This window comes from Tamaricihabitans halophyticus (genome assembly GCF_004340875.1).
Lineage (GTDB): Bacteria > Actinomycetota > Actinomycetes > Mycobacteriales > Pseudonocardiaceae > Tamaricihabitans > Tamaricihabitans halophyticus.
The window spans coordinates 1,199,199-1,225,876 of the sequence record NZ_SLXQ01000001.1; the positions used below are offsets into that span (position 1 = coordinate 1,199,199).

Annotated in this window: 25 protein-coding genes; 5 read left to right on the forward strand and 20 right to left on the reverse strand. The window is 65.7% G+C overall.

All coding sequences use genetic code 11. The features are described from left to right. Entirely contained in the window at positions 1-978 is a 978-nt protein-coding gene (locus tag EV191_RS05755) for an ABC transporter substrate-binding protein (RefSeq protein WP_132875714.1), read from the forward strand. A gap of 18 nt (positions 979-996) precedes the next feature. Here the strand turns inward: EV191_RS05755 and EV191_RS05760 are convergent, their stop codons facing one another. Genes EV191_RS05760 through EV191_RS05775 form a run of 4 tightly spaced genes read right to left on the reverse strand, consistent with a single transcriptional unit; the run spans position 997 to position 5,003 of the window. Then, the gene (locus EV191_RS05760; RefSeq protein WP_132875715.1) at positions 997-1,776 is read right to left on the reverse strand and encodes an IclR family transcriptional regulator; all 780 of its coding nucleotides are present in this window, start codon (positions 1,774-1,776) and stop codon (positions 997-999) included. A gap of 17 nt (positions 1,777-1,793) precedes the next feature. After that, positions 1,794-2,660: a fumarylacetoacetate hydrolase family protein gene (locus EV191_RS05765; protein WP_132875716.1), complete on the reverse strand. Its 867-nt coding sequence runs from the start codon at positions 2,658-2,660 to the stop codon at positions 1,794-1,796. Beyond that, positions 2,657-3,742 carry a cupin domain-containing protein gene (locus EV191_RS05770; protein WP_132875717.1) on the reverse strand — a complete coding sequence of 362 codons (1,086 nt, stop codon included), beginning with the start codon at positions 3,740-3,742 and terminating at the stop codon, positions 2,657-2,659. Before EV191_RS05770 ends, EV191_RS05765 begins: the two co-directional genes overlap by 4 nt. A gap of 22 nt (positions 3,743-3,764) precedes the next feature. After that, on the reverse strand, positions 3,765-5,003 hold the full coding sequence (locus EV191_RS05775; RefSeq protein WP_132875718.1) for an FAD-dependent oxidoreductase: 1,239 nt from the start codon (positions 5,001-5,003) through the stop codon (positions 3,765-3,767). A 159-nt stretch (positions 5,004-5,162) separates the two neighbouring features. Between EV191_RS05775 and EV191_RS05780 the strand changes: the two genes are divergently transcribed. Then, positions 5,163-6,377 carry a serine hydrolase domain-containing protein gene (locus EV191_RS05780; protein WP_132875719.1) on the forward strand — a complete coding sequence of 405 codons (1,215 nt, stop codon included), beginning with the start codon at positions 5,163-5,165 and terminating at the stop codon, positions 6,375-6,377. A 128-nt stretch (positions 6,378-6,505) separates the two neighbouring features. Continuing rightward, a complete protein-coding gene (locus EV191_RS05785; protein ID WP_132875720.1) occupies positions 6,506-8,023 on the forward strand; it encodes an alpha/beta hydrolase in 1,518 nt (505 codons plus the stop codon). Positions 8,024-8,114: 91 nt separating this feature from the next. Here the strand turns inward: EV191_RS05785 and EV191_RS05790 are convergent, their stop codons facing one another. The 6 genes from EV191_RS05790 to EV191_RS05815 form a co-directional block, all read right to left on the reverse strand. Beyond that, a complete protein-coding gene (locus EV191_RS05790; protein WP_132875721.1) occupies positions 8,115-10,106 on the reverse strand; it encodes an SdrD B-like domain-containing protein in 1,992 nt (663 codons plus the stop codon). A gap of 524 nt (positions 10,107-10,630) precedes the next feature. Then, positions 10,631-11,269: a nucleoside/nucleotide kinase family protein gene (locus tag EV191_RS05795; RefSeq protein ID WP_132875722.1), complete on the reverse strand. Its 639-nt coding sequence runs from the start codon at positions 11,267-11,269 to the stop codon at positions 10,631-10,633. After that, on the reverse strand, positions 11,266-12,102 hold the full coding sequence (locus EV191_RS05800) for a PfkB family carbohydrate kinase (protein WP_132875723.1): 837 nt from the start codon (positions 12,100-12,102) through the stop codon (positions 11,266-11,268). Before EV191_RS05800 ends, EV191_RS05795 begins: the two co-directional genes overlap by 4 nt. Further along, on the reverse strand, positions 12,099-12,851 hold the full coding sequence (locus EV191_RS05805) for an ATP-binding cassette domain-containing protein (protein WP_132876170.1): 753 nt from the start codon (positions 12,849-12,851) through the stop codon (positions 12,099-12,101). The genes EV191_RS05800 and EV191_RS05805 overlap by 4 nt, the downstream gene beginning before the upstream one ends. Positions 12,852-12,916: 65 nt before the next feature. Next, a complete protein-coding gene (locus EV191_RS05810; RefSeq protein WP_132875724.1) occupies positions 12,917-13,912 on the reverse strand; it encodes an ABC transporter permease in 996 nt (331 codons plus the stop codon). Next, positions 13,909-14,919 carry a substrate-binding domain-containing protein gene (locus EV191_RS05815; RefSeq protein ID WP_132875725.1) on the reverse strand — a complete coding sequence of 337 codons (1,011 nt, stop codon included), beginning with the start codon at positions 14,917-14,919 and terminating at the stop codon, positions 13,909-13,911. The genes EV191_RS05810 and EV191_RS05815 overlap by 4 nt, the downstream gene beginning before the upstream one ends. A 122-nt stretch (positions 14,920-15,041) precedes the next feature. On the opposite strand from EV191_RS05815, the gene EV191_RS05820 reads away from it, so the two are divergent. Beyond that, positions 15,042-16,049, forward strand: a complete 1,008-nt coding sequence (locus EV191_RS05820) for a LacI family DNA-binding transcriptional regulator (RefSeq protein WP_132875726.1) — start codon at positions 15,042-15,044, stop codon at positions 16,047-16,049. Between the two features lie 38 nt (positions 16,050-16,087). Here the strand turns inward: EV191_RS05820 and EV191_RS05825 are convergent, their stop codons facing one another. Both EV191_RS05825 and EV191_RS05830 read right to left on the reverse strand, forming a co-directional pair. After that, a complete protein-coding gene (locus EV191_RS05825) occupies positions 16,088-16,831 on the reverse strand; it encodes an SDR family oxidoreductase (RefSeq protein ID WP_132875727.1) in 744 nt (247 codons plus the stop codon). Between the two features lie 30 nt (positions 16,832-16,861). Then, entirely contained in the window at positions 16,862-17,296 is a 435-nt protein-coding gene (locus tag EV191_RS05830; protein WP_165912833.1) for a YybH family protein, read from the reverse strand. A gap of 102 nt (positions 17,297-17,398) precedes the next feature. Here EV191_RS05830 and EV191_RS05835 point away from each other — a divergent pair, with 102 nt between their 5' ends. Next, entirely contained in the window at positions 17,399-18,370 is a 972-nt protein-coding gene (locus EV191_RS05835; RefSeq protein WP_132875729.1) for a sigma-70 family RNA polymerase sigma factor, read from the forward strand. A 4-nt stretch (positions 18,371-18,374) separates the two neighbouring features. Here the strand turns inward: EV191_RS05835 and EV191_RS05840 are convergent, their stop codons facing one another. The 8 genes from EV191_RS05840 to clpB all read right to left on the reverse strand — a co-directional run bounded on the left by EV191_RS05840 (position 18,375) and on the right by clpB (position 26,329). Continuing rightward, entirely contained in the window at positions 18,375-19,046 is a 672-nt protein-coding gene (locus EV191_RS05840) for a TrmH family RNA methyltransferase (protein ID WP_207894393.1), read from the reverse strand. Positions 19,047-19,058: 12 nt separating this feature from the next. After that, on the reverse strand, positions 19,059-19,457 hold the full coding sequence (locus tag EV191_RS05845; protein WP_132875730.1) for a DUF2784 domain-containing protein: 399 nt from the start codon (positions 19,455-19,457) through the stop codon (positions 19,059-19,061). A 143-nt stretch (positions 19,458-19,600) separates the two neighbouring features. Further along, entirely contained in the window at positions 19,601-20,494 is an 894-nt protein-coding gene (locus tag EV191_RS05850) for a LemA family protein (RefSeq protein WP_207894394.1), read from the reverse strand. 66 nt (positions 20,495-20,560) lie between these two features. Then, positions 20,561-21,103 carry an orotate phosphoribosyltransferase gene (gene pyrE / locus EV191_RS05855; RefSeq protein WP_132876173.1) on the reverse strand — a complete coding sequence of 181 codons (543 nt, stop codon included), beginning with the start codon at positions 21,101-21,103 and terminating at the stop codon, positions 20,561-20,563. 70 nt (positions 21,104-21,173) lie between these two features. Further along, complete coding sequence (locus tag EV191_RS05860; protein WP_132875731.1) at positions 21,174-21,959, reverse strand: hypothetical protein; 786 nt, start codon at positions 21,957-21,959, stop codon at positions 21,174-21,176. 53 nt (positions 21,960-22,012) lie between these two features. Beyond that, positions 22,013-22,777: an SDR family NAD(P)-dependent oxidoreductase gene (locus tag EV191_RS05865; protein ID WP_132875732.1), complete on the reverse strand. Its 765-nt coding sequence runs from the start codon at positions 22,775-22,777 to the stop codon at positions 22,013-22,015. Between the two features lie 104 nt (positions 22,778-22,881). Continuing rightward, positions 22,882-23,574 carry a type III secretion system chaperone family protein gene (locus EV191_RS05870; protein WP_243658763.1) on the reverse strand — a complete coding sequence of 231 codons (693 nt, stop codon included), beginning with the start codon at positions 23,572-23,574 and terminating at the stop codon, positions 22,882-22,884. Between the two features lie 169 nt (positions 23,575-23,743). Beyond that, on the reverse strand, positions 23,744-26,329 hold the full coding sequence (clpB, locus tag EV191_RS05875) for an ATP-dependent chaperone ClpB (RefSeq protein ID WP_132876174.1): 2,586 nt from the start codon (positions 26,327-26,329) through the stop codon (positions 23,744-23,746). Positions 26,330-26,678: the final 349 nt, after the last annotated feature.

The window sequence follows — 26,678 nt, forward strand, 5'->3', positions numbered from 1 at the left end:
ATGGGTTTACCGCACAGAATCGGTGCCGTGCTGTTCGCGCTGGCAATGTTGTGCGCTGGATGCACGGACTACGGTGGTGATCTTTCCGGTGGTGCCGCGCGCTCCGGCGGCGATGGGAATACCGTCACGGTTTCCGAGACGGCAGGCATGCCCTCGGCGTTCCTTGGCTACGGCGTGCGGCGCGGCTTCTTCGCCGATGAGGGAATCGATCTGCGGGTGGACGCCTCGACCGGCGGCGCCACGGTAGTTCCCGCGCTGCTCAGCGAGGATATCGATATCGCGGGTTCCAATGTGGTGAGTGCGATGATCGCGATGGGCCGCCGGATGCCGGTGCAGATGGTGGCTGCCGGAACGAGCGCCGCGCAGCGGTCCGAACAGGACTTCTCCACGCTGATGGTGCCCGCACACAGCCAGATCAACCGGGCGGAAGATCTCGCAGGCACGCGGATCGGGGTGAACTCACTGCAGAACATCAACGATGTAGTGGTCTACTCCGCGCTGCGCGACCGGGGAGTGAACATTGAGACCGTCGAGTTCGTGGAGATGCCACTGCCAGATCTGCCCGCCGCGATCGAGCGGGGCGATGTGGACGCCGGCCTGCTGATCGAACCGTTCGGCACCATCGGCCGCAACCAGGGGCTCCGTGAGGTGCTGCGCCCGTACACCGAGCTGCGACCGGGCTTGCAGATCGGGACGTACCTGATGACCAGTGATCGCGTGGCCGATGATCCCGAACTTGTACGTGCCTTTCAGCGGGGTGTGCAGCGCACCGCCGATGCGATCCGAGACGACCCCGACGCGTTCCGGGCCGAGCTACCGGAACTCAGTAGCCTGGACGCGGAGCTGGCCGAGCAGGCGCCGCTGCCGGAGTGGCGCGGGCGCACGGACCGCGCATCAATCGAGCTCATCCACCGCGCGATGCGTGAGTTCGGGCTCACCGAGGCGGAACTCGACTACCCGGAGGCAGTGCTTCGCTGACGGTCGTTGACCGCTGACTCACAGCTGAGCGCGGAGGGATTCCTGGATCTGCTCCTGGGCTCGCAGTAACGGCGGCACCAGTACGTCCGCGATCTCGTCGCCCGGCATCCGGCCGGTTGGCACCACCACCGCGATCGAAGCCAGGGGCGCATCGGTGAGATCCCGCAGGGCGGTCGCAACGGCACTGACTCCGGCCTCGCCCTCGCCACGGTTCACCGCGTAGCCACACTCCCTGATCTCGGCCAGCTCGGCTTCCAGTACCGCCCAGTCGGCCACCGACGAGTTGGTACGAGCTTCCAGTTCCCCATCCGCATATCGCCGCGCGAGCTCGCTGGATGGCAGTGCCGCGAGAATCGCCTTGCCCGCAGCCGTGCAGTTCGCGGGCAGCACCACGCCGGTCCGGTTACCCACCCGAACCGATCGGGGGCTTTCCACGCAATCGACGAACCGGACGTTGCGACCTTCCAGTAGCGATAGGCTCGCGGTCTCCTGCGTCCATTCGCGCAACTGTTCCAGCATCGGGTGCGCCACGCGGCGGATATCAATCCGGCCGATCGCCGCCAGCCCAATCTCGTTGAGTACCGGGCCGGGGCGATACGCCCCGTTGGGTTTGTCCTGCAAAACGAATCCCCTGGCGCGCAGGGAATGCAGCAGCCGATGCGCGGTGGACGGCGCTACCGCGAGTAGCTCTGCGGCGTCGGAGACGCGCAGCGCCTGTCGCTCGCCGATCAGCTCCAATAGGCGCAGCGCGTTGTCCACTGAGCTGGCGCCGCCTGGTCGTGGCCGGAAGTTCGGCATGATCGGATACTACGCGCCTAGACGACGTCCAGCCGTAACTCGCCGATCCTGCTGATCGTGGTGTGCAATCGGTCTCCGGAGTTGATCGGTCCCACTCCGGGCGGCGCCCCGGTGAAGATCAGATCGCCGGGCAGCAAGGTCATCATCCGCGAAGCATAGGAGATGATCTCCGGCACCGCCGTGATCAGCGTCGATGTGTGCACCCGCTGCCGCTGCTCGCCGTTGGCGGTCAGCTGGATATCGAGATCACCTGGGTCGGTCAGTTCGTCCGCGGTGACCAGCCACGGTCCGGTCGGCGAGAACGTGTCGTAGCTCTTTCGCCTGGAACGGTCAGCCGCGCCGCGCACCGTGATATCCAGCCCGATGGTGTAGCCGAACACATGCGAAAGCGCATCCTCGGTAGGAATATCCTTGCCGCCCTTGCCAAGCACGATGACCAGTTCGGACTCGTGATGAATCTCCTGACCGGCCGCTACCACTTCGGGCGGTAGTCGAATCGGTTCCGCCGGACCGGAGATCGAGGATGGGGCTTTGAGAAACACATCAAAGTTCATCATCCACGAGGTGACCTCGCCGAGCGTGCGCTCCTGCACCTCGTGCATCTCGTGCACATGCTCGGCATAGTTACTCGCGCAGGCGAGCACCTTGCTCGGGTTGAGCACCGGAGCCCGCAAGCGAGCGGTAGCTACCTGTTGTGGCGCACCTGCCGCACTTGCCGCTGCCAGTTCAGCACGCAGCTTCGGATACTCCTGGCAGAGCAACCGCCACCAGCCAGCCGTCAACGGGTCCGGATCGTGCGGCCACGGCAGCTGGTGGCTCAGCGGCACGATACCCGCCTCGGTCACCGCACCGAGCTGGTTGTCGTCGTACAGTGCCAGTCTCATTCGCGCTCCGTCCCAAAGACCCCGGTAACGTTCTGCGGTGCGGTAAGGGTTTCCTCGCGATACACGCCGAGCGCCCGGAGTACTGGCGCATCGCTGAGGCTGAACAGATCAGCTTCGCCGGTACCGTGATGCTCCACCGCGGACCAGGACGGCACGACGAACATATCGCCCGCTTCCCAGTCGAAGCGTTTACCGTCGATCACGCTGCTGCCCTTGCCGCCGAACACCACATACACGGTGTTCCCGGTACGCCGCACCGGAAGCGTCGATCCGACGCCCAGCCGATGTGCTCCACAAGCGAGGGTCGGCAGCACACTCGCGCCCGAGTCGGGATTGGTGAATTCCAGGCTGACCATCGGAGCGCCGGTCTCCGCACGGAGCCGAGCCAGTTCGGCACTGGTTTCCGACCACCGGTACACCAGTAGCGGAGAGGGCTCCTGATCCAGCGCCTCGTCTACCCGACCGGCGGTGAACTTTGTGGTACGGGCGGCATGCGCTATTTCGGACTTGTTTCGCGGCACGTCTACCGGCTGGTTCAGTTCGGGATGCGGCTCGAAGAAAATGGCATCCAGGGCCTGGATCATGGGCAGATCCAAACCGTCGAACCACAGCATATTGCCGTCCGTCGTACTGGTGTGATCATGCCAGCACCAGCCTGGGGTGAGGATGAGATCGCCTGGATACATATCGCAGGCATCGCCATCTACGGTGGTCCACACCCCGGAACCTTCGAGCACGAACCGGATCGCACCTGGCGTATGCCGGTGCGCTGGCGCGGATTCCCTTGGCCCCAAGCACTGCAGCGCACCCCACAGGGTTCCAGCCGCATAGGGCAGCCCCTGCAAGCCTGGGTTGGCTAACGAAAGCACCCTTCGCTCACCGCCACGCTCGACCGGAACCAGTTCAATCGCACGTTCCGCCAGCGGCCGCATCGCATCCGCCCGCCATAGCCAGGGGATCGCTTTCGGGCGCGGGGTTGGGGTGAGCAACTGCGAGGTAATCGTCCACAATGGCTGAAGATCAGCCGCGGCAATGTCCGCGTATAGTCTGTCCAGCTGCGGGGTTGCCTCTTCCACAGTCATAGCGGCGTGTTCTCCTATCCGGTTAGTGCGCGGTTAGCTCACCAGGTGGAATCCCGACACCGAATCTGCGTACGCTTTCCAGCAGCGAAACTCGTCGCATGTACTCCCGCGCCCGATCCGGGTCAGCCGCGATCGCGCGCATCTGCTCGTGGGTCGCCCTGCGACGCGTTTCGTCCCGTTCCTTGAGCCGCTGGGTGTTGCGCTCGGTGTCCGCCTGCACGTACTCGACGGCGACCTGGCGCCGGATCCTGGCAAAGGTATCGAGTTCCTCGTCCAGATCACCGTCGCCCGAACGGATACGTACGATCCGGCTTGCCACATCGACCGCATCGTGGATCCCGCTGTTGAGCCCGACTCCGCCGATCGGGCTATTGATATGCGCGGCGTCACCAACCAGTGCGACGTTACCGGCTCGGAAGGTGGCCGCGACTCGCTGGTGCACATTGTACAGCTGACTGTCTACAATAGAGTACTCACGAGGGTGCGGTGCCAGCCGCTGGAACTGTTCCTGCAACGTCGTCTCGGCCATCGCGTAGCTCGCCGAATGCTCAGCTGGCACTGGCCAGACCGCCCGCCAGGATTCCACGGTGCGCAGGATGAATACCCACTGCTCGGGGTCAGCCACATAGTTCACGTGAGCCAAGCCGGGAATCCGCTCTTGCAGGTCGACGTTCGTGCTCGCGATCAGGAAGCGCTCCGGATAGGTGTAACCGTCAAAGTCGATACCCAGTGCGCCACGCACCGTGCTCGCCGCACCATCCGCGGCAATCACCTGCGTACCGCGTAGTTCGGTGTCGCCTTCGACCGTGCGCAGCAGTACGGTGACGCCAGTCGCGTCCGGTCGCACGTCGCGTACTTCCGCACCGAACTCGAGCCGAGCGAGGCCGTCCCCAGTCAGGCGCGCGTACAGCATCCGCACCAGATGCTGTTGGTTGAGCTGCAACCGATACGGGTACGGCGTTTCATCGGCTAGCAGTGTGAAGTCGAACTCGGCGATCAGGCCGGCCGCGCGATCCCGGAAGTGATAGGTCGGCACGATCAGGCCCTCGGCCCGCATCTGCGCGATCAGATCCAGCTCTTCCAGCAGTTCCAGGGTGGCGGCGTGGAACGTCGAGGCGCGCCAGTCGGTTTTCGGCACCGGCTCGGCCTCTACCAAGATCACCGGGACACCGGCCTTGGCCAGCCAGGCCGTCGCGACCATGCCGACCGGACCGCCGCCAACCACGATCACCGGAGCGTCTCCGTTCGCACCAGCTGTCATAGCAATCAAGCTGCCACATATTCCACCAGCAAGAAACAGTGGTGATGATGTTTCCGCTATGCCGAAATTTGTGTCTGTTCAAAGATGCGGACTCATGCGGGCTTCACGTGTTAACTTCGGCAACCGGGACTGCTCGCTGGACAACTTCTGGGGTGACCGATGCGTAGGGTAAGTCGGCTAGGGACCGTTCTCGGCGTATGCACCGCGCTGCTCGGTGGCGCGGTCACCGCGGGAGCGAACGCACAGCCAGGCCAGGAGCAACCCGAACTACAACAGGCGCTGGACAAGGTCGTGGCCGGCGGTGTTCCCGGCAGTTACGCCACGGTCGACGGCATGGACGAGTGGTCCGGCGCCAGTGGAGTCGGGGATCTGCGCACGGGCACACAGCCAGACGCCGAGGGCCAGTTCCGGGTAGCCAGCGTGACCAAAACGGTGGTCGCGACGACCGTCCTGCAGCTGGCCGCCGAAGGCGAGTTCGACCTGGACGACAAGATCGCCAACTACCTGCCCGGCCTCCTGCCCTACGACGACCAGCCGATCACCATCCGGCAACTGCTCCAGCACACCAGTGGCGTGCCGCGTGACATCGTGCACTGGGAGGTACCTGCCGACCTCGACACCAAACGGTTCGAGCACTTCGAACCCGAAGAACTCGTCAAGCTGGCCACCGATGACCAGCCGCTGCTCTTTCCGCCCGGTGAAGGTTGGTCGTACTCCAACATCGGCTACACGACATTGGGCCTGCTGGTGGAAGAAGTCACCGGCCATCCACTTGCCGCCGAGCTGACCAAACGTATCTTCGCGCCACTCGGCCTGCGCGACACGTTCTTCGCTGACCAGTTCCCGTTCGTACCGCGCCCGGCGGCACGCGGTTATGAGCAGGTCTACGAGGGCAAGCCGCGAACCGACGTCACCACCTACCGCCATTCCCGGCTGTGGGCCTCCGGGAACATCGTCAGTACGGCCGATGATCTGAACACCTTCTTTGCCGCACTGCTCGGCGGAAAGCTGTTGCCGGAAGCACAGTTGACCGAGATGAAGGCGACCGTGCCGGTCAGCGATGATCCGGGCGCATTCGAGTACGGGCTCGGCCTGATGAAGCTGCCGAGTTCCTGCGAAGGTGACGGTTGGTGGGGCCACGCCGGTGACACCGCCGGGTACCACACCATGAGCATGCACACCGAGGACGCCAGCCGACAGGTCAGCACGGGCATGAACCAGGACATCAGTGCTCCGATGGAGGCTTCGCAAGCCATCCTGCAGGACGTGCTTCCCGCCGCGCTGTGCGAGAACCCGGCGCAGGCACGCGAGCAGGACGCGCCTTACTCGGTGCCCACGCTGCCGTACCTCGGCCCGAACCACTCGGTCAACTAACCGACCTACGGAAGGATCACGGCTCATCCTGTGGGGTGAGTCGAACTAGCCGCCAGTGCGATGTGCGCTTAACTGTGTAGTTAATAAACTGCCTCCCAGTCATTTCGACACTTGACTGGGAGACCTCAATGGCAGGCAGGTTGGCCAAAGCGGCCACCATAGCTGCGGCACTGACGTGCTCGCTCGCCCTCACGGCGTGCGATGCCTTCGCCGCATGGGAAGAAAACGCGGACCAGGACGGTCAGCGGTGGACAGCTCCGGCTGACGTTGCGCCGCCGGAGCTGTCCTGGACGGACTGCCAGGACGGCGTGCAGTGCACCACGATGACGGTGCCGGTGGACTGGCAGGAGCCGGACGGCCCGGACACGAAGGTGAATGTGGTTCGCCTACCAGCCAGCGCCCCGGAGCGGCGGGCGGGATCCGTGGTACTGCACTTTGGCGCGGGCCACGGTACGTCGAATGTGCTCGGTCAGCTGCCAGCGTCGATCGAATCGCTCACCAAGCGGTTCGATGTGGTTGTCTTCGACACCAGGGGGCTCGGGAAGGAGGACAACGGCACGCTGATCGAGTGCGCCGAACCGCCAGCCTCCGTATACGGGCTGGTTCCGGAACTCTCCGAGCAGAGCTGGCAGGACCAGATCGACCAGAACACGGCCTACAACGACAGTTGCCGGAAAGCCGCCGGCGAGGCCTTCGACGGGCTGACCTCCTGGCAGGTCGCGCACGACCTGGAGGCGCTGCGCGCCGGTCTCGGCGAGGAGAAGTTGCGGTATATCGGCAATTCCTACGGAACCGTGTTCGGTCAGGCTTACGCCGAGCTGTTTCCGGAGCAAATAGGACAGATGTATCTGGACGGGGTTGCCGACCATACCCAGCCGGATCTGGAGAAATGGCTGGGCAACTACGCGCGGACGCACGAGAACCAGCTGGCCAGGTTCGACGAATGGTGCGCCGAGAGCGAGAACTGCACACTGCGCGGCGACGAGATCGGCGAAGTGTGGCAGGAGCTGATGGCCGAAGCAGAACAGTCGCCGCTACCCGCACCCGGTGCGGGCGAAGGAAAAACGGTATCGCTCGGCCAGCTCTATGTTGGCGCACTGCGCGGGATGTCGTTGCCGCCCACATGGCCGCTACTGGCGCAGGCATTGGAGCAGGCACGATCCGGGGACGCGGGCGCGTTTCTGACTGATCCGCTTGCCGAGCCATCGCCGGAGCAGGTGAACGGGATTCAGCAATCGCTGCAGTGCCGCGAGTTCGTGCCCAACCAGCCAAGCTACGGCGAGTTCGAACAAATGGAGGAGCGGCTACGCGAGATCGCCCCACGGTTCGGCTGGCTGTCCGCGCGGATGGAAGTTGGTCGGTGCCTAGGGATCCCGGACGACCCGGCGTACCCGCCACACCCGCTGCAGGCCGAGGACGCACCGCCGGTGTTGGTTGGGATCGGGGAGACGGATAACAACACACCGAATCTGGGCGGGCAGCACGTGGCCGAGCAGCTGCCTGGCGCACGCGAACTCTGGCACGGCGACGGGCATGCGGCATACCTGCACGGCAACAGCTGCCTAGGCGAGCGGGTGGAAACCTACCTGCTGGATGGCACACTGCCGCCGGCCGGCACGACCTGCGAAGCCGAACTGCTTCCCTAGGAGCACACATAGAACGGCGCGAACCGGCAAGCAACCGGTTCGCGCCGTTTCCATCCGTATTCAGTTGGTCTATTCAGTTGGCCCCGCTAGCTCAGTCCAGCTGCTTACGCCGCTTCGTCAGGTATAGCGCCGCACCGCCGGCACCCAGTAGCGCGAGGCCGCCGCCGATAAAGCCGGCCGCGCCGAAACCGGTCTGTGCCAGTCCGGTCTCCTCCACGCCGCCTTGCGCGCAGACCACGCCGGCGTCCAGTGTCAGGTCCTTCGCGTTGTCCGCGTTCAGCTCGACGTCACCCGTCACCTGTGTGTACGGATCGGCGTCCGAGTCGTTCTCCCTGTTGTTGGTGGCAAGCGCCGTGGTGAACCCGCTGGGAGCACATTCCGTCTCGGCGTTGTCCAGGGTGAAGCCGACCCGGTAACAACCGGCGGCCAGCTCGTCGAACAGGTAGTAGCCGTCGCCATTCTGGCCGGCGGCGGTGGTCGTCTCGGCGAGCTTGTTGTCCGAGCAGTCGTAGAGCACCGCGGTGACGCCATTGATGCCCGGCTCGTCGGCGTCCTGCGTGCCGTCCCCGTTGCGGTCCAGCCAGACATAGTCACCGACCGCGTGATTGCTTCCGCCGTCGTCAGGCGCGGAAACGTAACCCGCGTCCACGGCGAGATCCTCCGGGTTGTCCGGGCCAAGCTGGACCTCCTCGGACAGTCCGCTGTCCACATTGGCGTCTGAGTCGGCGGCAACGTCGTCGCCGGCCGCCATCTCGGTCAACCCTTCGGTCGGGAACTCGACCTGATAGCAACCTTCGCCAAGCTCGTCGAAGAGGTAGTAGCCGTTACCATCCGAATTGGCCGGCTCCTGCCCTTCGGGTGCCTGACCAGTCACCGTGGTCGCCAGCTCCTGACCGTCGCAGTCGCGCAGCGTCACGGCAACGTCGTTGCGGCCTGCCTCGCCCTGGTCCTGGATGCCGTTCGAGTTCGCATCCGTCCACACGTAGTCACCGATCAGGTAGTCGCCTTCCGGCGCGGTTCCGGTGAACTGCGCGGTCGACTGACCGGAAACCGGTTCGGCCGCGGTCTCGGTGAAGTCCGCGAAGATCTGGCAGTTCTCGCCAGCCGAGTTCCACTGAATGGTGTCCCGCATAGGCGGGTTCCCGCTCGCGGTAACCGAGACCTCGCCTTCGGAGTCCCTTGTGGTGCACAGTTGCGCGGTCCCCTCACTGCTTGCTTCCGCGCCGGCGACGGTGAGCTTGTTTCCGTCCAGTGTGGAACCACTGTCGTCGCTAGGGCAGACCTCCAATGAGTCCTCGTCCGCGCCTTCGAGGCCAATGGTCAGCGGTGTGGCGATGTTCGTGGTGATCTCGAACGCGGCCTGCTCCCCTGCGCTGACCGTACCGTCTGGCCCCTGCACATCGACCGTGTACTCGTCCGCGCCGAGATACGGGTCCACGTCCTTCGCGAAGTCCGGGCATGTTCGCTGATCGCCGGACAGCTGGATCTCCCCATTTTCCAGGTATTCCACCACGCCGTTGGTCGGTTCCTCGCCCTCGACGAAGCCCTTCTCCTGGCCATCGGCGGCACACCAGACGTCCAGGTTGATCCCGGCGCGTCCTTCCGGCGTGCTGTCGTCCCCGTTCAGGATCACGAACGCGACCCGCTGCTCACCCTGCTCGTCGAGCTTGGGGTTGGTCTGCACGCCATCGAAGGTCTTCTGACCGCACTCGTTCACGCCCCAGTCGGTGCAGTACATCCACTCCGCGACCGGTTCCCCGTCATCGCCCTGCTGCACTCCGCAGAGCGGGACATGGCCCCAGTTTTCCGCATCCGGTCCATTGAATGGATTCACCTTGCCGGTATTGGTCGTGAGCATCACGGTCTTGCCAGCTTCGTAATCGGCCACGTAGTCGTACGCGCCCTCTTCCCCTGGAATCGTCTGCTCGTCACCGACGCAGTCGGTGACGGTAAGCGCTTCGGCAGCATCCGCCTCGGGCGCTGCCTGCGTTGCTCCAACCCCGACAACGGTCAACATCGCCATGGCGAACACCGCCACCAGCGACGCGACCGCCCGGGTGAACGGGCGATTTCTGGACGTCAAAACTGCACCTTATTTCGTATCCAGGCGGCCGCGAACCGAACAGCCAGAACACTGTCAAGGACGCAAGCCACACATACTTTCGGCAGCCCACGCTTAGTGCGTTCGGACCAACCGGGTACTCCGGGAGGCGTTATATCACGCAAAACCCGCCGAACTAGCCAATCCGCTATTCGCGCGCAAACCGAACAAGGAATCGACTATCACGAAAATGTTGATTTCTTTCGTATCCTTCCCCCGAACCGGGGATAGCACGACGAGAAACGACTACACCCAATCGAGTGCACGACTGTTCTCCCCACTGTGGGGGAGTGCCCGGCGGCAACTACGGCGGGCACGCTCCGCGCGGCGCGTTGACGGGCGAGTTCCCTGGCCAAAGCCACTCCGCGTATGCCTCGGCGCCAATCGAGGAGCGGTCGCTTACCCCGGCGAGTGAACGTCGCTAGCCATCGTTTCCATTTTTCGGAAACGATCAGAAAAATTGTCTTACCAGCTAACTCGATCGAGCCTTTAGAGAACCGCGATCTTTAGGGATCTTGCGGTTGCCAGGCAAGGTCGCGCAGTACCAGATCAGCATGGCGAGCGGTGACCGCGATTCGCTCCGCGTTCGCTTGATCCGAGCCGTAGGCCCGCTCTTCCGCCTGTGCGCGGGTCCGGCCGTACCGTTCGTGCCGCGCGATCAACCAGTCCATTCTGGTCTGCTCGTCCGGCTCGAGAAACCAGGTTTCGTCCAGCAGCCCGCGTACCTCGTGCCACGGTTCGTCGTCGAGTAGCAGGTAATTGCCTTCGGTGAGCACCAGCGGCACCTCGGGTGACACCGGAACGGCGCAGGCGACCGGTTCCTCGATCTCCCGGCGAAACTCCGGGGCATAGACGGTTTCGCCTGCGATCGGCTCGCGTAGCCGGCGCAGCAGCGCGAGGTAGCCATGCGCGTCGAAGGTGTCCGGTGCACCCTTGCGAGCAGCCCTGCCCAGCCGCTCCAGCTCGCGCTGTGCCAGGTGAAACCCGTCCATGCCAACGCAAATGGCCTTGTCGCCGAGCGCTTCGGTCAACCGGGTCGCCACGGTGGATTTCCCGGAAGCCGGCGCGCCGCAGATCCCGAGCAGCCGGCGCCTGCCCTGCGCGGCAAGCGTTTCCGCGCGGGCAAGGAGCTCATCGAAGTTCATTCCCGCACCTCGGTGAACCAGGACCTCGCTCCGCTGTGCCCAACCCGGATCGACGCGACCCGATTCGCCTCAACCAGCACCGCGGGCAACTCGCCAGCACCTGGCACCCGGCCGAGTTTGGCGATCGCGAAGGCGAGCGCGCCGTGCCATACATCGCCAGCACCCAGGGTGTCGCGCACCGGCACCACCGGTACCGGCACCTCGCCTTTGCGGCCGCCGGCCCACCACCGGACCGGTCGCGCACCGCTGGTGCGCAGTACGACCGGCACACCGTCCGTTTCGCCCGCGAAACTCGCCGAACAGGCGCAGACATCCACGAGGGGCAGCAGCTCCTCGAACACCGGCCGCCAGCTACCCGCATCCACGATCACCGGGATGCCCCGCGCGCGGGCCGCGCCCGCCACCGCGAGCGCCAGTTCCGGATGATGCCCATCGACAAGTACCGCCCTCGCCTCGCCCAACTCCGGCGCTGGCTCGTCGAGGTCGATACCCGCTGCGTTATGCGAGATCACCACCCGCTCGCCGTCCGATTCGCGCACCGCGACCGCACTGACCGGCGGCGGATCCACCCGCTCTGGCGTGAAATCGACCAACTCGACGCCGTGTGCGGTCAGGTCATCGCGAGCAAGGATGGCGAGCGGATGCGTGCCGAGCGCGGTCAGCAGCCGGGCCTCGCCGCCGAGCGCCGCGACCGTCACCGCGGCATTGCTCGCCGGGCCGCCCGCGGCCATTTCCACCGCACTGGACTGGGATTTCTCCCCAGCATCGGGTAACTCGGGCACTCGCTGGATCAGGTCCACAGTGCACAACCCGGCAAGTAGTACCGCCGTCATTGGTCCAGTCCGGCCGTTACCGCGTGCTGTGCCTCGGTGATCGCGCCATCCTCGCCCATCACCAGTGCACCGGTGAGCAGCCCAACCACCTGGTTCATCGAATGCTCCGCCGGCGCGGCAACGGCTACCCTGCGGCCAAGCCGATGCACGTGGATGCGGTCGGCGATCTCGAAGACATGCGGCATGTTGTGGCTGATCAGCACCACGGGCAGGCCACGGTCGCGGATCCGGCCGATCAGTTCGAGCACCTTCGCGGACTCGGCCACACCGAGCGCGGCGGTCGGCTCGTCCATGATCACGACCTTGGTGCCGAACGCCGCCGCCCTGGCCACCGCGACGCCCTGCCGCTGGCCGCCGGAGAGCGTTTCGACCCGTTGCTGGATCGAGGTGATGCCGATGCCCAGCTCGTCGAATACCCGCTGGGCCTCCGCCCGCATCCGCTTACTGTCCAGTTTGCGGAACAGGAATCCGCTGATTCCCGGATTCCGTCGTTCCCTGCCGAGGAACAGGTTGGTCGCGATGTCCTGTGCGGGCGCCAGCGCGAGATCCTGGTAGACGGTTTCGATACCGGCCTTGCGGGCATCCAGCGGACCGTGAAAGCGCACCCGCTTGCCGTCCAACCACACCTCGCCGGCATCCGGCAGGACCGCGCCGGAGAGCGTTTTGATCAGGGTGGACTTGCCTGCGCCGTTATCGCCGACGACCGCGAGGACCTCGCCGGGGTACAGATCGAAATCGGCGCCGTCCATTGCCGTGACACTGCCGTAGCGTTTCACCAACCCGCGTGCGCGCAGGATGGTGCCGTTCTGCTCGCTCACTGTTTCCTCCTGGACAGCCGATCGAGTGCGACCGCGGCGATGACCAGCGTGCCGGTGGCGACGTCCTGGTACAGGTCGTCGATACCGGCCTGGGTCAGCCCGGATCGCAGGGTTGCCACGATCAACGCTCCGATCATGGTGCCCAGCACGCTGCCGCGTCCACCAAACAGGCTTGTGCCGCCGAGCACTACCGCGGTGATGGCGTCCAGATTGCCGATCTGGTACGCGTTCGGGTCCGCGTTCGGCACCCTGCCGAGTGCCTGCCATGCCGCGATTCCATAGATCACCCCGGCGACGATGTACACCGAGAGCAGCGTGCGGCGCACCGAGATACCGGATAGCCGCGCGGCTTCCGGGTCGTTGCCGACCGCGTAGACATGCTTGCCCCAGGCGGTTTTGGCCAGCGCGTAGGCCAAGCCGAGCACCATGATCAGCGCGATCGTCATCCCGTTGGTGACCGGGATACCGCCGAACAGGTAGCGCTGGGTGGACAGCCAGCGCAACACCCCATCGGTGGTCGGGATGCTCTGTCCATCGGAGTAGATCCGCGCCACCGCGGTGACGATGGTGAACATGCCAAGGGTGACGATGAACGGAGGCAGCCGGATCGCGGTGATCAGCGCGCCGTTCAGCGCGGCGATCGCGGAGGTCAGCGCGATTCCGAGCAGCAGCGCCACCCAGCCAGGCATCCCGCCGACGGCAAGATCCGCCATCACCAGCGTGGCGAGCACCGCGATCGAGGCGCAGGAGAGGTCAATCCCCGCGGTCAGGATGATCAGCGTCTGACCGAGCGCGATCGTGCCGATCACCAGAGACTGCGCCACCACCAGGGACAGGTTGTCCAGCTCAAGGAAGGTGTCGGTAGTCAGCGAGAAGATCAGGATCGCGGCGAGCAGGGCGAGCGCAGGGCCAACCGCGGGCGTGCGCAGGATGTACTCACCGAGCTGTGCGCGCGTGTACTTCTTCGAGTTGTCCGCAGTATTCGTGGTCACGAGTCACCCCAACAGTTCCGCATTCCCCATTCGGTGTTCTGGCTCGGTACGCCGGGCACCGGGTTGTCGGTGATCACGACCGATCCGGTGTTCTCGAACCCGCTGATTTTCTTGCCGGAGCGGGCATGTTCGACGGCCGCGTCCACGCCGAGGCGGGCCATCTTGGCCGGGAACTGCATCACGGTCGCGTCCACATCGCCCTTTTGCACATCGCCGACGCCCTGGCAGCCACCATCGATCGAGCCGACAAGCGGGTCGAGGCCGCGCGGTCGCAACGCCGCGTTGGCGCCGCGCGCGGTCGGTTCGTTCATCGTGTAGACGGCGTTGACGTCGCTCGCCCGCTGTAACAGGTTCTCCGCCGACTCCTGCGCCATGTTCTGGTCGCCGTTCGCGGAATCCTCGCCGAGGATCTGGCTGTCGCCGGCCTTCAGGCCGATCCCCTCGAGGAATCCCTGCCGTCGCTGGGTGTCCACGCTGCTGCCCGGCGTGCCGTTGAGCAGCAGCACCTGCGGATCGGTTTCGCCAAGCGCCGCCTTGATGTACTGGCCCTGCTTGCGACCGGCCTCCACGTTGTCGGTCGCGATCGTGCCGTCCACGGCTTCTTCCGGTTCGGTGGCGGTGTCCAGCGCGAGCACCATGATGCCCTTGTTGCGTGCTTGCTCGATCGCACTGAGCACGCCGGTTGAACTGTTCGGCGTGATCAGGATCGTGGTCGCGCCCTGCTGCACCAGGTTCTCGATCGCGGTGACCTGGCCGGCGTTGTCGCCGTCGAACCGGCCAGCGAGCGCGGAGAACTCGACGTCCTGCTCGGCTGCTTGCTTTCGGGCCGCTTCACGCAGTTGTACGAAGTAGGGGTTGGTATCGGTCTTGGTGACCAGCCCGACCTTGGCCTTGCCCTCCTCGGCGACGTTCGTGCCACCCCAGTAGCGCTCGCTCGTACAGCCGGCCAGCAATAATGCGCCCGCCGCTGCGATGGCCAGCAATCGTAAGGGACCCCATCGTCCCATGGTGCCTCCCGCTCGCGATGAATACACGGTGTGTGAGCGGGAACGTACGACCGGGTAAAGTCTTTTGACAAGCGTTTGCGCAAACGCTTGCAGGAATGGCAGCGGTGAGCGAGGGAGATTCGATGGTCACGATGCAGGACGTCGCCAAACTTGCCGGCGTCTCCATCACGACCGTCTCGCACGTAGTGAACAGCACCCGACAGGTCGCGCCAGCGACACGGGAGCGGGTGCTCGCGGCGATTGAGGAAACAGGTTACACCGGGGACGCGATCGCAAGATCACTCGTCACCGGTGGCACTCGCTCGCTTGGGGTGGCGATCTCGGTGGTCACCAATCCGTACTTCGCCGAGCTGATGCAGGCGATCGAGCGTGAGGCCACGGCCTCGGGCTACACGCTGCTGTTGATGGACACGCACGATGAGGCCGAGGTCGAGCAGTCCGCGGTGCGCATGCTGCGCTCACGCCGAGTGGACGGGTTGTTGCTGACCCCGACGCCGACCGCGCCGCGCTCAGTGCTGCCGGAGTTGCGGCAGATCGGCGTGCCGACGGTGCTTGTGGATCGGTTGCCCGGGTTCCGCGGGGTGGACCAGGTTGGGCCGGAAAACGTGCAGGCGACTTCGACCTTGGTGCAGCATCTTGGCGAGCTCGGGCATGAGCGGATCGGGTTGATCAGCGGGCGGTCCGGGCTCACCACGTCGGAGGAGCGGGTGCTCGGCTACCGGCTCGGGGTCGGGCGGGTTGGTCTGCCATGGGATCCCGCGCTGGTGTCCTCCGGCGAGTCGTCCGCGGAGCCAGCCAGTACCGCGTTGCATCAGTTGCTCGCGCTCGACCGGCCGCCGACGGCGGTGATCGCGGGGAACAACGTGATGATGTCCGGGGTGCTGCGATCCGCTCGGGCGCACGGGCTGCGGATTCCGCAGGATCTCGCCGTGGCCGGCTACGACGAGGTCGACTGGGCGGATCTGGTGGACCCGCCGTTGACCACCATGGCCCAGCCCGTCGCGGAGATCGGCACAGAGGCGGTACGCATGCTGCTCAGCCGGATCGCCGAGCCCGGTCGCGAGGATCGCACCGTGCGCCTGCCGCCCCGGATGATTCACCGGCAATCCTGCGGCTGCGCGCCCGAGTGACCCCACCCCGCCAACCGCGCTCTTTAAGGTTAGCGAGGTCAGCGGCCGCCGCCGATGGTGAGCACGGCGCCGGTCACGTACGAGGCGGCGGGGGAGAGCAGCCAGCTGACGCCGGCGGCGATCTCCTCGGGCAATCCCGCCCGCCCCAACGGGATCAGCGGAGCGAGCCGGTCGACCCGGCCTGGCTCACCCGAGGCGGCGTGCAGCTCGGTCGCTACCGCGCCCGGCGCCACACAGTTCACCCGAATGCCCTCCGGGCCGGTCTCCTGCGCCAGCCCGACGGTCATCGCCTCCACCGCGGCCTTACTTCCCGCATAGTGCACCCACTCACCCGCTGAACCCCGTTGTGCCGCGGTGGACGAGATGTTCACGATCACCCCACCCGATCCACCGTTGCTTGTGGACATTCGGCGGACAGCTTCCTTGGCACACATAAAAGTTCCCAGCACGTTCACTTCGAGCGTGCGGCGGACGTCAGCCGCGGACCACTCGACGACCTTGCCGATCATGCCGCCGGTGATCCCCGCGTTGTTCACCAGACCGGCCAGTGGGCCCAGCTCCTCGGCCGCGGCGAACATCGCCAGCACCTCGTCCTCATTGGACACATCGGCGCGGAAGGGAGCGGCGCGACCACCCGCTGCCTCGATCTCCGCGACCACGTCCTGCGCGCGGTCCGCCGAACCCGAGTAGTTGACAAGTACCGCGAACTCGCCGGCGGCCGCCCGCGCGATCGCCGCGCCAATGCCCCGACTGCCGCCAGTCACAATCAGTGTTCCAGCCATCGGCCAATCATGCCCGATGGCTGTCCGGCGTCACGGTTGCAGATCAAGCTGGGCCAGATCGGAGCCATCCATCGCGAACGGCACCGAAGCGTGCTCGTGCACGATCAACCACTGATCGTCGACCCGGACGAAACCGAGCGTCAGCCGGAACCACAGACTGGTCTGCTTCCCGCGCTGCACCCCGTACATCCGATCAAGGCTGTACGCGAACCCGGTATCGGCGCCCGCGTGCACGGTCAGCCGGGTCACCTCGTAACCAACCTGGCCATCCCAGGTGTCCAGCCAGCCGGTCAATCCAGGCACATCCGCGCGACCGGTGGACAGCGGGGGAGCCAGTGCGTAGTTGACCATCTCCGGCGCTTCCATCGCGACCAGGGCGTGCGCATCCTTGTTCCGCAGGGCCGCCGCCCGCTCCTCGATCCGTGCGCTAATCGCTGCCGCCGCCTCGCTCACGCCGATTGCCATCGCGATCATCCCCTTCTGGTCATCAATTCAGTCAGTTCCGCATTCCGTTCCGACGCCTCGAACCGAGAAAAATCATCGGGGTTCGCGAGTATCGTGCAGACCGTGAGCACACCAACGATCGACGATTCGTTCATGGTGCGGGTCGAGCCGCTGCGCAAGGAGTTGACCGCGCACTGCTACCGGATGGTCGGCTCGGTGCACGAGGCGGAAGACCTCGTCCAGGAGACCTACCTGAACGCTTGGCGCGGGTTCGGCAAGTTCGAGAATCGCTCGTCCCTGCGCACCTGGCTGTACCAGATCGCGACCAACACCTGCCTGAGTGCACTGCGCGGCAAGCACCGGCGGCCACTACCGACCGGCCTCGGCCAACCGAGCAGCGATCCGCACGGGGAGCTACCCACCCGTGACGACCTGCACTGGCTGGAACCGCTGCCGGACAGCATGGTCTGGGGCAACGTGGATCCGGACCCCGCGGATGAAGCGATCATCAGAGACAGCGTCCGCCTCGCCTTCGTCGCCGCGCTGCAACACCTCACCCCGCAACAGCGGGCCGTGGTCCTGCTCTGCGATGTGCTTTCCTGGCGAGCCAAGGAAGCCGCGGCTGCCCTCGGTGTCTCCGTGGCGGCGGTGAACAGCAGCCTGCAGCGTGCCCGCGCGCAACTCAGCAAACAGCGCGCGGCCGAGGACACGGACCAGTCTGCGCAGCACGATCGGCAACTGCTCGACAAGTACGTCGCCGCTTTCGAAGATTACGATGTGGACAAGCTGGTCACGCTGTTGACCGACGAAACCATCTGGGAGATGCCGCCGTTCACCGGCTGGTTTCAAGGCGCCGAGGCGATCGGGGCGCTGGTCCGCGAGCAGTGCCCGGCCAAACGTGCCGGGGATATGCGCATCCTGCGGACGTCTGGCAACGGACAGCCAGTCCTCGCCGTCTACCTACGTGACGCCGATGACGAGTACCGACCGTTCCAGTTACACCAGTTGACCCTTGGTGCGGCCAAGGTCGCGCATGTGGTGTGCTATTTCGACACCAGCTTGTTCGCGACCTTCGGGCTACCCGAAACGCTGTAGGTGTTCACCAGGCACGGTCCACATCGGCGTGTTGCCGGATCCAGGTGTGCATCACGATCCCGGCAGCAACCCCGGCGTTGATCGACCGTGTGGAACCGAACTGCGCGATGGACACCACTTGCGTAGCTGCCTCGCTTGCCTCCGCGCTGAGCCCCGGTCCCTCCTGCCCGAAAAGCAGCACGCAGCGCTCCGGTAACCGTGCCGTTTCCACCCGCTGCGCTCCGGGGGTGTTGTCCACCGCCACGATCGGCAATTCTTCCGCCGCGGCGAACTCGACGAAATCCAGTACCGATGGGTGGTGCCGCAGATGCTGATAGCGATCGGTCACCATCGCGCCACGCCGGTTCCACCTCCGCCGGCCGACAATATGTACCGCGGCGGCCGCGAACGCGTTGGCTGTGCGCACCACGGTGCCGATGTTGTGGTCATGCTGGAAATTCTCGATCGCCACGTGGAATCCGTGCCGCCGGTTGTCCAGATCCGCGACTACCGCATCCCGCCGCCAGTAGCGGTAGTAGTCGACGACATTGCGCCGATCACCTTCGGCGAGTAGTTCCGGATCGTAACGCGGGTCATCCGGCCACGGTCCATCCCACGGGCCGACCCCGACCGCGCCATTGCTCACCCATTCGGTCGGACCGGACTCGCTGATACCGGGTTCGTCATCGGTGTGCACGGCACAAGACTGTCACCCGGCTGGGCGGAGCATGCCATCGCCCGGCTCGTTCGCGCCGGCCCTGCGCTGCCGCCACCGCAGATAGGCGCCGACATAGGAAAACGCGAGGATCGCGAAAGCAAGTACCGCCACCAGCGGAAGCAACCGATCGGGGAAGAGCACCCCGTAGATGTAGTACTCGTTGAACCCGCCGGGCAGATCGCCGAGCCCCTGCAGTTGCCGGAAGTAGTTCTCCACCGAGGTCAATGGGCACGGCAACGGAAAGGTAACGACAAGCACGCCCCAAAGCGCGAAGAACATATGCACGAAGATCGATTTCGGCCACCGCCAGGCGAGAAAACCGCCGAGGCCGATATAGGCGAGTGCAATAAAATGGATGGCAGCGGTCAGTGTGGCGAGCGTTTGTGCCATTGTCCGCACCTCCCGTTACACCACTCCCCAACGTCCACTTTACTTAACACAGCTAATCGCTGCCCAGCGATATTCCCCCGCACAGCAAAAAGCGCCGCACGCGAGGAGTACTCCTGACGTACGGCGCTTCGCGCTACCGCTGTTCAGCCCTGTGGCGGGAACTGCTGTCCCGGCTGCTGCGGCGGCTGGCCCTGGGGTGGCTGGCCCTGGGGTGGCTGGCCCTGCGGCGGCTGACCCTGGGGCGGCGGCGGGGCGTAACCGGGCTGCTGCGGTTGCTGCATGGGCTGTTGGGGTTGCTGCGGCTGCTGCATCGGCTGCTGCGGCTGGGCCGGCTGCTGGCCATACATCGGCTGCCCGGGTGCCTGCTGCGGCTGTGCCGGCGGCATCTGCGGCTGGGGCGGCTGCTGCGCGAACTGTTGTTGCGGCTGCTGGGCGAACTGCTGCGGCTGCTGGTTGTTCAGCGAGTCGAACGCGCCCTTCAGCGTCGGCGCCGCGCGTACCCGAGGATCGTCTACCTCGTAGTACTCCGCCTTCACGTAGCTGCCCTTGAACATGCTGGACGGGAAGGTGTCGAAGCGGGTGTTGAACGCCTTCACATTGCCGTTGTAGAAGCGCCGGCCGGCGGCGATCCGGTCTTCCGTCTCGGCCATCTGCTCCTGCAGGTAACGGAAATCCTGGTTCGCCTTCAGCTGCGGGTAGCTCTCCGCCACCGACATGAAGTTGGTCAGCGCGCCGTTCAGGTTCTGTTCGGCCTGACTCTGCGCGAGCGGTCCCGCGCCATGCCTGGCGACGGCGTTCGCCCGCGCCTGCACCACCTGATTCAGCGTGTTCTGTTCGAACTGCGCCGATGCCTTGACGACCTCGATCAGGTTGCCGATCAGATCGTGCCGACGCTGTAGTTCAACGTCGATCTGCCGCCAGGACTCCTGCACGGTGTTGTGCTGCGTTGCGAACTTGTTCTTCATCGAGATCGCGGCGATCACCAGAACGATGATCAGCGCGACGACGACGCCGAGCGCGATGAGTACTGCTTCCACGCGGGGAAGGCTACCCTGCCCGCGTAGCTCCCGCGTGAAATATGTCGAAACCGTGCCTCGACGGCACTAGGCCAACCCGAGATCGGCGAGGTTGAGCAACCCGCGGTAGGTGAGTCCGCGCTGCTCAATGGCCTCCCGCGCGCCGGTGTCCCGATCCACCACGGTGGCGACCCCGACCACCTCGGCCCCTGCCGCGCGGAGCGCATCCACCGCGGTCAACACGCTGCTCCCGGTGGTGGAGGTGTCCTCGACCGCGAGCACCCGCTGGCCGCTTACCTCACTGCCCTCGATCTGCCGCTGCATGCCGTGTTCCTTGGTGGACTTTCGCACCACGAAGGCGTCCAACACGACCCCGTCGGCGGCCGCGGAATGCAACATCGCGCAGGCAACCGGATCAGCACCGAGGGTTAGCCCGCCAGCCGCGACAAAGTCCCAGTCCGAGGTCAGCTGGCGCAGCAGCCGACCGATCAGCGGGGCTGCCGCATGGTGCAGGGTGGCCCGCCGCAGGTCCACGTAGTAGTCAGCGTCCACTCCCGACGCCAACCGCACCTTGCCGTGTACCACGGCGATTTCACTGATCAACCTGGCCAGTTCGGCACGGCCAGCCATATCCACGACTCCGCTTCGCACAGGTCAGGAGCATCGCATACGGCCGCGCGCGCGGACACCGCGGCACGCGCTACGGCAGCGGGACGTATCGCAGCGGTGTATGCGGCAGGCCGGCCGGCACCTGCCAGCCGTTGTTGTACACGAAGCTGGGTACCCGGTCGGCCAGCTCACAGAGGAAGTTCGCCATGGTGAGCACGTCGCCGGGCCCGGAGAGCCAGCCGTTGCGCCAACCGATCAGGTTCGGCCCGTCGAAGCGCCAGCCGATCTCGGCCGCTCGCGGGTCAGTGAGCAGCCACTCCATGGTGCGCGGATGCAGCACGTCGTAGGCGAACCGAGGGATATCGCAGCCGATCTGGAAGGTCTGGTTGAACTGCACGCTCTCCAGTTGCAGATCCCGCACGCCGAAGACTTCCGCCGCGCTGGAAAGCAGGCCCGCGCGGGCGACCTGTAAACGCGGCACCGCGGCGGGCAGCTGGACCACACCGGCCTGCACCGTGCCGCCGGGGTTGCCGCGCATGGACGTCCTGGTGCGCGGCCCCGAGCCGTACTGCACCACATCCGCCGGGTAGTAGTACCCGAGCTCGCTGACCAGCACCGGCCGGTCCTGGTAGGTCGCGGTCAGCACATGCCGCAGTTCGCGCATCGTGCCGCGGGTGAACGGGGTGCCGTCGAAGTAGTTGAGCAGCGTGTCCGGCACGTTGTCCCGGTAGCTCCAGCCGTTGCTCGCGCACCAGCTGCCCAGCTGGTGCCGGACGCGTGCGATCCGCCGGTTGCGGCGGCTTCGGGCGATCGCACCGCCGGCCGTGGCGGCAAGCCGGACCAGCTGGATGCCTAGGCGGATGAACGGTGCGGCCACGAATCAGTTCTTACCAGCGGGGCAGGCAAATCGGCTAATTCGGGTGCCGGGTATCAGTCCCTCGCGAAGGCGGAGGCGCCGGCGAGCCGGCGCAGCAGCGCACGGGGCAGCAGCCGGATTCCCGCCACGATCAGCCGGTACTGGGTGCTCGGCACCGAGATCACCTTGCCTCGACGCAGGTCAGCAAGGCCCTGGTCGACGACCTGGTTGACGTCCAACCAGAGGAACTTGGGGCCGGTCTTGCTGATACCCGCGCGCTGGTGGAATTCGGTATGGGTGAATCCGGGGCAGACCACGCAGGCGCGCACGCCGGTACCCGCGAGCTGCACGGCCAGCCCCTCGGTGAACGCGGTGACCCAGGCTTTGCCCGCGGTGTAGGTGGCACCCGCGTCCGGCAGGAACCCGGCGACGCTGGACACGTTCAGTACCGCGCCGCGATCACGTGCCCGCATGCCGGGCAGTGCCGCCCTGGTCAGTTGCAGCACGCTGGTGACGTTCACATCCAGCTGCGCCTGTAGCCGGGTGACGTCGTTTTCCAGCATTCCGCCGCCGAGCCCGATGCCGGCGTTGTTGATCAGCAGGTCGACCTCGGTATCCGCGAGCTGGGCAGCCAGCCGGTCCCGATCGGCTGGCACGGTGAGGTCGGCGGGGAGCACGTCAGCGCGCACGCCAAACCGGCCGCGCAGTTCCTCGGCTAGCTCGGCCAGCCGGTCAGCGGCGCGGGCAACGAGAATCAGGTCGTACTGCTCGGCCGCGAGCCGGCGAGCGAAAGCGGCACCGATCCCTGCGGTGGCACCCGTGATGAATGCGGTCGGCATGCTCGGCACATTACCGATGTGTCAGACGGCGCAGCCGCGCGGGAACGGCCGCGGACGCTGTACCGCAGCACGCTCCATGACCGCGTTCTTCAGGGCTAGCGCGGCTACTGGGCGTCGCTCTCCGGCACCGCGCGGGCGTGCCGGCCGCGCTCGACGAAGCCGCCCGTGTCCGGGTCCACCACGTCGGCCAGCTCGCCGAGATCGCGCAGCAGGCGCTCCAAACGGGACGGTCCAACGTTCGGCGGCACGCAGGCGAGCACCCACTCGCCTTCCAGCCAGGCCACGCTGACGTCGCCGCCGAGTTCGTCGGCCGCCTCCACGAGTTGCTGGCTGATCAGTGGCTGCGCATCGGCCACGTTGTCGGTGAACGCGTAGCGCTGACCGACCGGCCCAAGCAGCTCGGGCATCTCGTCCCGCTGGAACGGCACGCTGGCCAACCAGAGCTCAAGCAACGTGCGGTGCACGACCTTGCACCGCACCGCGGCTATTACCCCGTGTATCCGTCCATCGCTTTCGATATCGAAAACATAAAGCTGACGTCGCCCACTCGTGGTAAACGTTGAGCCGGCAACTACGTCGCGTGCAATCTGTGCGTCGTAGTACCCGATCGCGCCGCCATCCCATTGGGTGGCGAGCACTCGATCGATCTCGGTCAGCTGCCAGCCGCGCAGGTTCGCCCAGCGCGCCCGCTCCCGGTTCCGCGAGCCCTCCCGCGCCCGATCCACCGCGAGCAGCACTAATCCGGCGACCGCGGCAACGGCGGCGATGATGAACCAAACCCACGCAGGTATACCCACAAAGCGCAGCCTAGTAGGCCGGCTGCGATGATTTCTGCCCCCCAACGGGCGTTTCGCCACCCCTCTTTATTTCGATCTTCCGTTCGACGGAGCTTGTGTTCGTACCAAAGCTCCGTCGAACACCGATCGGGTAGGGTGGTCTCACCCGCCTGGGCGATCCCGGTTCTGCTCAGGCGCGATGCACGGTCAGCGCGGCTGTGGTGTCGCCAGCCACGTCGACCCGGACGGTGTCGCCATCGCGGACCCCACCAGACAGCAGCTCCTTGGCAAGCTGATCACCGATCGCCGACTGCACCAGCCTGCGCAGTGGCCGCGCACCGTATACCGGGTCGAAACCGTTCAGCGCCAACCATTCGCGCGCTCCTGGGGTGACGTCCAGGGTGAGCCTGCGCTCGCCAAGCCGTTCGGCAAGTTTGGCCACCTGAATATCCACAATGGATACCAGTTCGTTGGTGGAAAGGGCGTGGAATACCACCACATCGTCCAGCCGGTTCAGGAACTCCGGCTTGAAGTGCTGGCGAACCACGCGCAATACCGCGTCGTTGCGCTGCTGCTCATCCAGCGCGGCATCAGCGATCGACTGGGAACCGAGGTTCGAGGTAAGCACCAGGATGGTGTTCCGGAAATCGACGGTACGCCCCTGGCCATCGGTCAGCCGCCCGTCGTCGAGCACCTGCAACAGTACGTCGAATACGTCCGGGTGAGCCTTTTCCACCTCATCGAGCAGCACCACCGAATACGGCCGGCGGCGCACCGATTCGGTCAGCTGCCCGCCCTGGTCGTAGCCGACATATCCGGGCGGTGCCCCGACCAACCGGGCCACGCTGTGCTTTTCGCTGTACTCGGACATATCGATGCGGATCATCGCGCGCTCGTCGTCGAACAGGAACGCGGCAAGCGATTTGGCCAGCTCGGTCTTGCCGACCCCGGTCGGACCGAGGAACAGGAAGGAACCGGTTGGCCGATCCGGATCGGCTACCCCGGTCCGCGCCCGGCGTACCGCGTCGGAAACCACGCGAACGGCCTCTGCCTGGCCGATGACCCGTTCGCCAAGCTCCTCTTCCATCCGCAGCAGCTTGCCGGTCTCGCCCTCCAGCAGCCGGCCGGCGGGAATACCGGTCCATGCCGCGACCACATCGGCCACATCGTCCGCGCCGACTTCCTCTTTGAGCATTACCTGCTCGTGCTCGGTGGACTCGGTTGCCGACTCCAGTTCCTTTTCTAGCGCGGGAATCCGCCCGTAGCGCAGTTCTGCCGCGCGCCCGAGGTCGCCATCGCGTTCCGCTCGGTCGGACTCACCACGAACCTGTTCCAGTTGCTCCTTGAGGTCGCGGATCTTGTCGATCGAGCCCTTCTCGTTCTGCCAGCGCGCGGTGAGCGCGGAAAGTTCCTCGCGCTTCTCGGCGAGTTCGGCACGGAGCGCCGCACGCCGTTTCCTTGACTCATCGTCTTCTTCTTTGGACAGCGCCATCTCCTCGATCTCGAGGCGGCGCACGGCGCGCTCCACTTCGTCCACTTCGACCGGTCGGGAGTCAATCTCCATGCGCAGTCGGGATGCCGCTTCGTCGACAAGGTCGATCGCCTTGTCCGGCAGGAAACGCGCGCTGATGTACCTGTCGGACAGGCTGGCCGCGGCGACCAGTGCGGAGTCGGTGATCCGCACCCCGTGGTGCACCTCGTAGCGCTCCTTGAGTCCGCGCAGGATGCCGACGGTATCGCCGACCGAAGGTTCACCGACGAGCACCTGCTGGAAGCGCCGCTCCAGCGCGGGATCCTTCTCGATGCGCTGGCGATACTCGTCCAATGTGGTCGCACCGACCATGCGCAACTCGCCTCGGGCGAGCATCGGCTTGATCATGTTCCCGGCATCCATCGCGCCTTCGCCGGTAGCGCCGGCGCCAACGATGGTGTGTAGCTCGTCGATGAAGGTGATCACCTGACCGTCCGAATCGGTGATCTCCTTGAGGACGGCCTTGAGCCGTTCCTCGAACTCGCCGCGATACTTCGCGCCGGCGACCATCGAACCGAGGTCCAGCGAGACCACGCGTTTGTTGCGTAGTGACTCGGGCACGTCACCGGCAACGATGCGCTGCGCGAGGCCTTCGGCGATAGCGGTCTTGCCAACGCCCGGTTCGCCAATCAGCACCGGGTTGTTCTTGGTGCGCCGGGAAAGTACCTGCACGACCCGGCGGATCTCGCTGTCCCTGCCGATCACCGGGTCGAGTTCGCCGGACCGTGCCTGCTGCGTGAGATCGACGCCGTACTTCTCCAGCGCCTGGTAGGTGTCCTCCGGATCGGGGCTGCTCACCCGCGCGGAGCCACGCACCTTGACGAAGGCTTCGCGTAGCGCCTCCGCGGTGGCGCCGTGCTTACGCAACAGGTCGGCAACCGCGCCGCCCTCGGCGGCAAGCCCGACCAGCACGTGTTCGGCCGCGACGTACTCATCGCCCATCTCGGTGGCCAGCCGCTGCGCGTGGGTCAGCGAGCGCACCGCGTCGGCGGAGAACTGCGGGGCGGAGACGGTGGCGCCGGTGGCCGAGGGCAAGGTCTGGGCGAGTGGCTCGAGTTCGCCGCGCACCTTTTCCGGGTCGGCGCCGACGGCGGAGAGCAACGGCGCCGTGATGCCGTCACTTTGTGCGAGAAGCGCACCGAGCAGGTGGGCAGGAGCGACATCCGGGTTGCCGTTCATGGTTGCCGCCTGCAAGGCGGACGAGATTGCCTGCTGCGTCTTGGTTGTCGGGTTGAAAGCGTCCATTCCCATCCTCGCGTCGTACGTGCCTACAGCCTCTCGCACTGGCCGTCTGCATGTACAACGTCAGGAAAGTTGAGTTAGTTCCACTCAAGTTATCGAACACGTTCCGTGATCGCGTTCTTTAAGGATCTTGCCATCCCTTAGTGCAGTCACGGCGCGCCCGGAACAGTTTCCCAGGCTCACGCCGGCCCGTCAGAGCCTCGCCAACGAGCCGGCCGAGGAGAAACGACGCGAGGGGGCCGGGCCGGCTGCGCCTACCGAACCGCGTTCTTTAAGGATCTTGCGGTGACACTGCGTGACAGCATTCTTTAAGGTTAGCGCGATCCGGACACGCTCCGCGACCGCGTTCTTT